The organism is Campylobacter sp. BCW_6464 (genome assembly GCF_001762775.1).
Lineage (GTDB): Bacteria > Campylobacterota > Campylobacteria > Campylobacterales > Campylobacteraceae > Campylobacter_D > Campylobacter_D jejuni.
Genome location: NZ_MJXM01000073.1, coordinates 1 through 7,958, shown reverse-complemented (window position 1 = coordinate 7,958; position 7,958 = coordinate 1). Strand labels below are relative to the sequence as shown.

The window sequence follows — 7,958 nt, the reverse complement described above, 5'->3', positions numbered from 1 at the left end:
CTTTTCTACAAGTTGCTCAATTTTAAGCAATGCATCTGTCCCCATATAAGCTGCAAAACCGCCCACTGCAACGCTAAGTTTTATGCCAAAATTAAGATAATTTACAATTTCAAAAACTAGATATGCTACAAACATAGAACCTAGCATACCTTTTAAAAAGAGTGTAAATTTACCTTTTAAATTAAGAGCTTTGCTTAATTTATTTTTTGTTACAATTCCTACAAGTCCAGCTATAAAGCTTACTATCATTAAAACCATATATACAAATATATCTTCTAATTTCATTGCTAGTTCCTTGTAAAAATTTCAAATAAATATAATAAAGCTAATGCAAAAGTTGAAAACAAAAGAGCTATAAGAAGATCTTTTGCAATGCTTTTTTGATTTATCATTTTATTATTTTCTTTCATCTTTCTCTCCTGTGCAAAGCTTGGCTATATTTTCAACTTCTAAGTAATACTTAGAGATTTCTTTAGCACTTTCTAAGTCTTGTTTGTCTAAAGGCTTTAAAGGAAGTTTTAAAGGGCATTTAATAGGAACTTTAACTTCTTTGATTTCAGTTTTAATCAAAATATCTTTAGAAGCACAAGCGCTTAAAAAAACAAAAGGTATAATTAATAGGAAAATTCTCATTTTATCATTCACTTTTTTGCTCCTAAAATATTAAATAATTCTTTATAAGCTTTAAGTTCACTCTCACAGCTTTTATCTTTAATAAAAACCTTATCCACTTTTAAAACTTCTTTTAAAGTCTCTTTGGGCTTTAAATCAAGTTTTAATTTATCAATAGCTTTATTTTGCTGGGCTAATTTATCTTTAAAAACATTGATTTCATTGTTAAAATGCAAAGCTTTAAGTTTTAGATTTTCATTTTCTAAAGCTAAAGCATTGTTTTTTAAATATAAAAAACCACAAAGAGCAATTAGAACAAAAAAAGCTATTTTTGAAGGACTTAAAAACCTTGATAAAATAAAACTAAACACAATCTTTTCCTTATGGATAAGTCCATCTTGCTTTTTTGCCTCTAGTGTCTAAATGTACAAACCCAGCATAAGGATCATTAAAATTATGTTTTATAGCAATCCCTAAACCTCTTTCGCCATAGGTGTTTAAAACATATTGATGAACTTCTTCTGTTTTAACTCCTTTAACCACAAAGTCCGCTGCACTTCCTATAGTGTGTTGGCTTTTAGGGGCTCCACCAATCTCTGCATTATGCTCTTTGCAGCGATATCCACTATTTATAATAACAGGAGCATTGTAATGTTCTCTGATTTCACAAAGAATGTCTATAAGCTCATCACTTGGTACATTTTGAGGCAATTCACATTTGCCGCATTTACATTTAAATTCGCTTTCTTTAAAATAAGGGTTATTTTTCATTTTCTTCTTCTCCTTCTGGTTTTGAAAAAATTTCTATATTAAATTTAAGCCTATAAGCAAATAAAGAACTGCTTATAAAACCACTTTCGATACTACTTAAAAGCTTTTTGCTTGTATCAAATTCAAAAAGTTTTAGTCTTAATTCATCTATTTTTTTAATCAAAGAATCTTTATCTTTATTAAAAGTATGAGAACTAAAAATCAATGAAAAATTCACACTATCTTTATGATGATTAATACTTGTTAGGCTTTCAAGCATTAGATAAAGTCCGCCTTGTTTGACATCTTCGTAATTTGCTATGCCTATCGCATTAAAATGCTTTAATAAATCTTTGCTAACACTATCTAAAGTCAAAACCTGTCCTTTTTAACTTCGCAGATGAAATGAATTCATCCTTGCGATAAGGAGCTACGCTCCCTTAACCCACCTGAAGGCCACGCCCGACCTCGCCTTTTACTCCTTAAAGTCTTGCCTTAAAAAGCTAAAACCTGTCCTTTCTTTGCATAATTTTAAGTCTTAAAGAGCTTAAATTTCCTTCTTTATCAATCAAAGGTGCATTTTCAATTCGTTTTAAAGCATTATCTAGAAGGATTTTATCTTCATCATCTAAGACGATTTTAAGATAAATTTTTATGCGAATGTATGCAAAATCCTCCCAAATAAAATCAGCAATATCTTTATTTTTGCAAATATCATCTGCATCTTTTGCTGCTTTAGCTACTACTTCTCTTGTAATTTCATCGATATTTGCTAAGTTTTGTTGTGCTCTTTTCATCAGTGCTAACTCTTTTAAAGTAAGAGCTAGCATTTTAGGAGGAGAAAGCAAGGCTATCATTTATCTTGTTTTCCTTTTTTTGTTTCTTTGTTTTTTAAAGACTCATTTATTATAGTTTCTTCATTTTCTTCTAAAGTCTTTTGTTTTTCCTTTAAAAACAAAGCTTTTTCTTTTTCAAACTCTTGCTTTTCCTTTAAAAACAAAGCTTTTTCTTTTTCAAACTCTTGCTTTTCCTTTAAAAACAAAGCTTTTTGATCGTCATTTTCTTTTGGATTTAAAATTGCATTTTGATTTCTAAGTTTATTAGCTGAAACTATATTGTCCATTATTCTGCCTTTCCGCTTGATTTATAAGCTAATTGCCACAGTCCATAACCTGCATTGTCTTCGCTATCGATTCCATATTGGAAAGTCTTACGCATAAAAGCAGCTTCATCAGTAGGATTATCTTTAGCAACAAACTCAGCTCCTTTGTTGATTTGCAAAATTAAAGGTTTGATTGGTTTGGTATTGTCAATTAAATACCAAGCGTCTTGATCGCTTAAATTTGGACTTGTAAATACTTCTACAACGCCTTTAAAAACATTGCTTGAACCATTGATTAAATCGCTATTTACAATCTCGAGTGCTTTTGCTTCCAAGCTTAATGGTACAACCAAAAGAGCAGGATTGATATTTAAAGTGCGTCCGCTTTCATTAGTCAGTGCACGCATGTTTTTTCTAGCCTCCATAAGACTTGCAGCACTTAATTTTTTATCTCCAAGATTTGAAAAACTCACACCACCAATATCGTGATCATTTGCAAAAAATGCTTTTCCATCAAAGCAAGTTTGATTTTGCTCTAAAAGTGTAAAAATAAGATCACTATAATGATTTTGTACTTCGTAAGCTAACATTTCAATTTGTGGTCTTATTATTCCTAAATTATCGTAAGTTATTACATCTCGTGGTACTTCAATGGAACTTTCCCAATCTTTTTTAGTGATAGTATAACCTTGACCCTTAAGTTTGCTAAATTGACGATCGCCTATCCATTCACGCATTTTTGGTAAAGATGCTAAAAATTGATATTCTACAACCAAAGAATTTGCATTGGTTACCATTGCAAATTTTTCATAATCTTTATTTCCACCTTCAAGAGCATTATTAAAAATGGTTGAAAATCCCTTATTCACTGCTTGCATGTAAGCAGTGCTTAATTCTGTAAAAGCCATTATTTGCCTCCTTTGATTCCAAGTTGTTTAAAAACTTTTGCCTCATAAGCATTAAGTTCTTTTCTTTTGTTTGTAAAATTAAGTTCTTTTTTACCTAAAACAATATTTGCTTCTTTTTTGCAAACATCAAGATAATCTTCTAAAACCCTGCCTTTCATATTAAGAGCTTTTTGATAGCGATTTGGTAAAATGAGTCCATTTTGCAAAAGAGAATCAAGGCGTTTTTTATTAAGCTCAATCTCTGTTTCTTCATTTTTGTTTAAAGCAGTTTCAAGTTTTGCTTTAAGTTCTGCAATTTGTGCTTTTAACTCTTCATTTTCTTGTCTTAAAGTTTCTAACTCGCTGTCTGGATTTTCACCTTCACCTACACAATCTTCTGTCTCTTGTACGGATTCTTCTACATTTTCAGCTTGTTCTTCTACTTGCTCGGCTAATTTTTGTAATTCTTCTAATTCTTCTTCGTTCATTGTATTCCTTTCTTTTTTTAATTTCGCGGATGAACTAAAGTCATCCTTGCGAGTGGGAGTTTCACTCCCTGCACCCACCTGAAGACCATGCTCGACCTTGCCTTTTTTAGCTTCTGTCCCACTTCGTGGGGTGCTTAACTTTGAATTTTTGGTGCTATTGATTAATGACCTAGCTTTATTTAAAGCCCTGTTTAAAAGATTGGGCTGATTTACAAGTCCCATGGCGTCTAAATGAATAACATTTTTATCATCATCCACATAATATTCAGGGCTTAAATATCTAAAAGCCTTATTTTCAACAAGTTCTTTCCCTTTGGGCGTTAACTCAAGACTTGCATAAATGCCATCTTCTCTTAACTCTAATGAATTTCTATCAAACCAGCCATAAGCTTCTCCTCCTTGATGATTAAGATTTAACGCTATATCAAGTCCATTTTTTTGTATATTATTGATTAATTTTTCCCCATCTATCTTAAATACTCTCCCATCAAGTCCTTTGGCTATTCCAATAGGAGAAATTTTTACTTTTTCATTTGTGAGTTTTGTATTAAGCTCTAATAATAAATCACGCATCAAAAGCCTTTATTTTTTCGCATAATCATAAGATAAAAAATGCTTTTAAACCACCTATTTAAAGTATATATAGACTGATTTTAAAAAAATAAAAAAATATAATTTCAAGCAATAATTCTAAAGGAAAAATATGAGCAAAAAAGAACTTGCTAAAAGTCTTTTCATACAAGGAAAAAGTATCAAAGATATATGTGTTTTAACAGGTCTTAGCAGACAGGGTATATACTGTATGAAAAAAGATGATTTTAGCAAGGGTATTGATTGGGAGAGTTTAAAATTAGCCGCTTTAAGAGATGAAAAAGATTTAGAAAATAAAGAAGCTATGTTTTTAAACGCATTGATTGGTGAGTTTGAGAGGTTTTTAGAAAGCGCTAGTAAAAATGAGCTTGATATTGATACTTTAGAAGCTTTAAATAAATACGCTAAAACTTATTGGACTATTAAAGCTCCACAAAAAGTAGATGTTAAGGCTTTAAATTTACAAACTTGTAAAAAAACTATTGATTCTATTATTGAGTTAGCAAGCACCAATGAAGCAGTTTGTGAATGGCTTAGTGATAATAGTGATTTAATTATTTCAAAGGTTTTAAAATGAACGAACTTGGCATCATTTGCGACATTAAAGAAGGTAAAGCTAAGGTTGCTATTGGAGATATGGTAACGGATTTTTTAAGTGTTTTTCAAAGTCTAGCTAATTCTTATGCAGTGAGCTTTTCTCCTTTAAGAATAGGAGAGCAAGTATTAGTTATACCTGTGCGTGGGGATTTAAATAGTGGAGTTATTTTGCGTGGGCTTTACCAAGAAAAACATAGAGCAAAAAACACAGATGAGAATACTTTTAATATAGATTTTGAAGATGGAACGCATTTAGAATACAACTCTAAGAGTAGCACTTTAAAACTTGATGTGGTTAAAAATATAAATATCACTTGTGTAGATAAAATCACCCATAACCAAAACAACACCTTAAATACTAAAAATCATACTACAAACGCTAATACCATAACGCTTAATGCTCCAAGTATTAATTTAAATGGTAATACTCAAATTGCAGGAGCAATTTCTACAAGTGGCGAAGGTGGGGCAAGTGGTACTTTTAGCATAAAAGGAAATTTAAACTTAATAGGCAATTTACAAGTTAGCGGAAATATAAGCGATAGCAAAGGTGATTTAACAAATCATACCCATTCTTGTACTTGTGGTGCCACAGCTTCGCCAAGATAGGAAAAACTATGAAAGAATTATTTTTGCTTTTATTTTCATTAGTCTTTTTTATGCTCTTTTGCATGGGGGCATTTTATGCTTTTTTAAACCTAAACTTTTTTATCAAAAGCATTTTTATAGGCTTTTTTATAGCTTTTACATTTTTAGGATTTTCTCAAATGCTAGAAAACATTTTTGAGTTTTACAAAGGATTAAAATGAATTACATGGTAAGCATCGAAGAAAGTATCAAAGACATTTTAATCACTCCTTTAGGCTCAAGAGTAATGAGACCAGAATATGGTTCTTTACTTTTTACACTCATAGATAGAAAAATCGATGATGATTTTAAGATAAAGCTTACTAGATACACTGCAGAAGCAATTTCAAAGTGGGAAAAAAGAGTAAAGCTAAAAGGTGTGAGACTTAATGAGTGTAAAGACAATAAATTAAGCATTACCTTGCTTTTTGAAAATTATGGGGATTTAACCATGGAGCTAGGCAAATGAGTGAGCTTTTAAGTGCAAATGATAGCTATTTTAAACAAAGCTTTTTAAAGGATATCCCTTATCCACAAATCATAGAAGAGCTTGATTATGAAAAGCTTTTAAAAGCCTATGAAGAACTTTTTAAAAGCTTTTTAAAAGATAATGTAGAGCTTTTAGAATCTGATCCTTTTAAAGCCATTTTAGAAGCTTTAGCTTATAGAGAAATGATAATAAGAGCAAGAATTAATGAGAGTATAAAAGCAACTTATCTTCATTATGCAAAGGGAAGTGATTTAGATAATGTAGTAGCTAATGGCTATTTGATACAAAGGCTTAAAGGGGTTAAGCCCACAGCTAAAGTAGAGTTTGAATTAAATACCTTACTTACTTATGATGTCATCATCCCAAAAGGTGCAATTTTTTCAAATGAAAAAGCAGACCTTGCCACTTTAAAAGAAGAAGTGGTGATTAAAAAAGGGCAAAGTAAAGCACAAGGTATTTTAGAACTTGATGAATTTATTCAAAGCAAAGAAAGTAAAACCGAGTTTTTACAAACCCCACTGCCTTTTGTGGCTAAGATTAAACAACTAGAATATTTTAGTGGTGGAGCCAGTGAAGAAAGCGATGAAGCCTTAAGAGAAAGGGCTGTAATGAGTGTACATCGCTTTTCAACCGCAGGAAGTGAAAAAGGCTATATCTATCACGCTTTAAGCGCAAGTGCAAAAGTAGCCTCCATAAAAGCTTTAAACAATGGAGCAGGAAAAGTAAGAGTTATCATTAAAAGCGAAGATGAATTAAGCGTTAATGTGGTTAAAGAGTATTTAAGTGCGGATGAGCGAAGACCTTTAACTGATGAAGTAAATGTAGAATTAGCTAAAAAAAGAGAGTTTATCGTAGATGCCAAACTTTTGCTTTTAGAATTAAGCCGTGCTAATGAAATAAGTGAAAAGATTAATGCTTTGCAAAAGGACTTTGATTTAAGTGTGGATTTAGCACTGGGATTTATTTACAAATGTCTTCATCAGGACGGAGTTTATAAAAGCGAAATTTTAAGCATTAAAGAAAAAATCATAAATGAAGAAGAGCAAGAATTAAAAGACTTGCCCTTAGAAAATATAATAATAGCTGATGATGAGTTTGCAACCCTTAGCTTTTTGCTTAGCTATGAAAAGGCAGTACTATGAAGGGGCATTGCGTAGCAATGGGTCGGGAAGCCTTCAGTAAAAGCGACTTTGGGCGAACTTCGTTTGCACAAAGTGATAGCATAAAAAAGGCGGTGCTATGAATACACTAATACTAAACCACCATCCAAAACAAAGCAAAGCCATTGATTTAAGTGCAAAGGCAAGATTTGAAGATTTAAATTTAGCTAGTATCACAAATCTAGCTCTAAATTGCGATGAAAGATTATTGCCAATTTTAGCCAATGCTTATGATGTAAGTATTGATGGTTTAAATGAAAAAGAAGCAAGAAAGCTAATATCTAAAGCCTTGCTTTTAGATAGATACAACGGCACAACTTGGGCTATAAAAGAAGCTTTAAGAGCCGTATTTCCTACTGCAGTGGTTAAAGAGTGGTTTAATTATGGTGGAAAGCCTTATTTTTTTAAAGTTAAAGTAAGCACAACTAATGTTAGCTTTGATGAAAGAACGCTTAATACTTTAGAAAGACTAATTTATGATTTTAAAAATGTTAGAAGCGTTTTAGAAGCAATTGAAATAGAGATTGAAAGTAAAAATGATAGTTTTAATGCTAGTGTAGAAATAAGTGGAGAAACTATAGAAATCTTACCTTTTCAAACCACGCAAATTGAAAACAATCAGAAACCAAGTTTAAATGCAATGGGTGTTTTTAT

16 protein-coding genes are annotated in these 7,958 nt (G+C 31.3%); 6 read left to right on the top strand and 10 right to left on the bottom strand.

Annotated features, from left to right (window positions below; translation table 11 throughout):
- From AJ885_RS07825 to AJ885_RS07785, 10 genes are all read right to left on the bottom strand, one after another.
- Nucleotides 1–285: phage holin family protein (locus AJ885_RS07825; protein ID WP_002875551.1), on the bottom strand; the 285-nt coding region annotated here is incomplete at its 3' end.
- A gap of 2 nt (nt 286–287) precedes the next feature.
- A complete protein-coding gene (locus tag AJ885_RS10725) occupies nt 288–410 on the bottom strand; it encodes a hypothetical protein (RefSeq protein ID WP_002790262.1) in 123 nt (40 codons plus the stop codon).
- Complete coding sequence (locus tag AJ885_RS07820; protein ID WP_070280988.1) at nt 397–645, bottom strand: hypothetical protein; 249 nt, start codon at nt 643–645, stop codon at nt 397–399. Before AJ885_RS07820 ends, AJ885_RS10725 begins: the two co-directional genes overlap by 14 nt.
- Nucleotides 642–983, bottom strand: coding sequence for a hypothetical protein (locus AJ885_RS07815; protein WP_002827119.1), 342 nt, complete (start codon nt 981–983; stop codon nt 642–644). The genes AJ885_RS07820 and AJ885_RS07815 overlap by 4 nt, the downstream gene beginning before the upstream one ends.
- A gap of 10 nt (nt 984–993) precedes the next feature.
- Nucleotides 994–1,383: a YcbK family protein gene (locus tag AJ885_RS07810; RefSeq protein ID WP_070276122.1), complete on the bottom strand. Its 390-nt coding sequence runs from the start codon at nt 1,381–1,383 to the stop codon at nt 994–996.
- Nucleotides 1,373–1,738, bottom strand: a complete 366-nt coding sequence (locus AJ885_RS07805) for a hypothetical protein (RefSeq protein ID WP_002790266.1) — start codon at nt 1,736–1,738, stop codon at nt 1,373–1,375. The genes AJ885_RS07810 and AJ885_RS07805 overlap by 11 nt, the downstream gene beginning before the upstream one ends.
- Before the next feature lie 127 nt (nt 1,739–1,865).
- Complete coding sequence (locus AJ885_RS07800; protein ID WP_002790896.1) at nt 1,866–2,219, bottom strand: hypothetical protein; 354 nt, start codon at nt 2,217–2,219, stop codon at nt 1,866–1,868.
- Nucleotides 2,216–2,485, bottom strand: coding sequence for a hypothetical protein (locus AJ885_RS07795; RefSeq protein WP_019108985.1), 270 nt, complete (start codon nt 2,483–2,485; stop codon nt 2,216–2,218). The genes AJ885_RS07800 and AJ885_RS07795 overlap by 4 nt, the downstream gene beginning before the upstream one ends.
- Complete coding sequence (locus AJ885_RS07790) at nt 2,485–3,372, bottom strand: Mu-like prophage major head subunit gpT family protein (RefSeq protein WP_070276121.1); 888 nt, start codon at nt 3,370–3,372, stop codon at nt 2,485–2,487. Before AJ885_RS07790 ends, AJ885_RS07795 begins: the two co-directional genes overlap by 1 nt.
- A complete protein-coding gene (locus AJ885_RS07785) occupies nt 3,372–4,412 on the bottom strand; it encodes a phage protease (protein WP_002790001.1) in 1,041 nt (346 codons plus the stop codon). Before AJ885_RS07785 ends, AJ885_RS07790 begins: the two co-directional genes overlap by 1 nt.
- Before the next feature lie 130 nt (nt 4,413–4,542).
- On the opposite strand from AJ885_RS07785, the gene AJ885_RS07780 reads away from it, so the two are divergent.
- From AJ885_RS07780 to AJ885_RS07755, 6 genes are all read left to right on the top strand, one after another.
- A complete protein-coding gene (locus AJ885_RS07780) occupies nt 4,543–5,007 on the top strand; it encodes a DUF1804 family protein (protein ID WP_002865847.1) in 465 nt (154 codons plus the stop codon).
- The gene (locus AJ885_RS07775; RefSeq protein ID WP_070281061.1) at nt 5,004–5,636 is read left to right on the top strand and encodes a phage baseplate assembly protein V; all 633 of its coding nucleotides are present in this window, start codon (nt 5,004–5,006) and stop codon (nt 5,634–5,636) included. The genes AJ885_RS07780 and AJ885_RS07775 overlap by 4 nt, the downstream gene beginning before the upstream one ends.
- An 8-nt stretch (nt 5,637–5,644) precedes the next feature.
- Nucleotides 5,645–5,836: a hypothetical protein gene (locus AJ885_RS07770; protein ID WP_070276118.1), complete on the top strand. Its 192-nt coding sequence runs from the start codon at nt 5,645–5,647 to the stop codon at nt 5,834–5,836.
- Complete coding sequence (locus AJ885_RS07765; RefSeq protein ID WP_070276117.1) at nt 5,833–6,123, top strand: GPW/gp25 family protein; 291 nt, start codon at nt 5,833–5,835, stop codon at nt 6,121–6,123. The genes AJ885_RS07770 and AJ885_RS07765 overlap by 4 nt, the downstream gene beginning before the upstream one ends.
- Entirely contained in the window at nt 6,120–7,286 is a 1,167-nt protein-coding gene (locus tag AJ885_RS07760; RefSeq protein WP_070280994.1) for a baseplate J/gp47 family protein, read from the top strand. Before AJ885_RS07765 ends, AJ885_RS07760 begins: the two co-directional genes overlap by 4 nt.
- Nucleotides 7,287–7,383: 97 nt before the next feature.
- A partial coding sequence (locus AJ885_RS07755; RefSeq protein WP_070280995.1) for a phage tail protein I occupies nt 7,384–7,958 on the top strand: 575 nt, incomplete at its 3' end.

Excerpts from the sequence above, each read along its gene's own strand:
- AJ885_RS10725 (WP_002790262.1), bottom strand. The coding sequence starts at position 410 with ATGAAAGAAAATAATAAAATGATAAATCAAAAAAGCATTGCAAAAGAT.
- AJ885_RS07810 (WP_070276122.1), bottom strand. The coding sequence starts at position 1,383 with ATGAAAAATAACCCTTATTTTAAAGAAAGCGAATTTAAATGTAAATGC.
- AJ885_RS07800 (WP_002790896.1), bottom strand. The coding sequence starts at position 2,219 with ATGATAGCCTTGCTTTCTCCTCCTAAAATGCTAGCTCTTACTTTAAAA.
- AJ885_RS07795 (WP_019108985.1), bottom strand. The coding sequence starts at position 2,485 with ATGGACAATATAGTTTCAGCTAATAAACTTAGAAATCAAAATGCAATT.
- AJ885_RS07790 (WP_070276121.1), bottom strand. The coding sequence starts at position 3,372 with ATGGCTTTTACAGAATTAAGCACTGCTTACATGCAAGCAGTGAATAAG.
- AJ885_RS07785 (WP_002790001.1), bottom strand. The coding sequence starts at position 4,412 with ATGCGTGATTTATTATTAGAGCTTAATACAAAACTCACAAATGAAAAA.
- AJ885_RS07780 (WP_002865847.1), top strand. The coding sequence starts at position 4,543 with ATGAGCAAAAAAGAACTTGCTAAAAGTCTTTTCATACAAGGAAAAAGT.
- AJ885_RS07775 (WP_070281061.1), top strand. The coding sequence starts at position 5,004 with ATGAACGAACTTGGCATCATTTGCGACATTAAAGAAGGTAAAGCTAAG.
- AJ885_RS07770 (WP_070276118.1), top strand. The coding sequence starts at position 5,645 with ATGAAAGAATTATTTTTGCTTTTATTTTCATTAGTCTTTTTTATGCTC.
- AJ885_RS07765 (WP_070276117.1), top strand. The coding sequence starts at position 5,833 with ATGAATTACATGGTAAGCATCGAAGAAAGTATCAAAGACATTTTAATC.
- AJ885_RS07760 (WP_070280994.1), top strand. The coding sequence starts at position 6,120 with ATGAGTGAGCTTTTAAGTGCAAATGATAGCTATTTTAAACAAAGCTTT.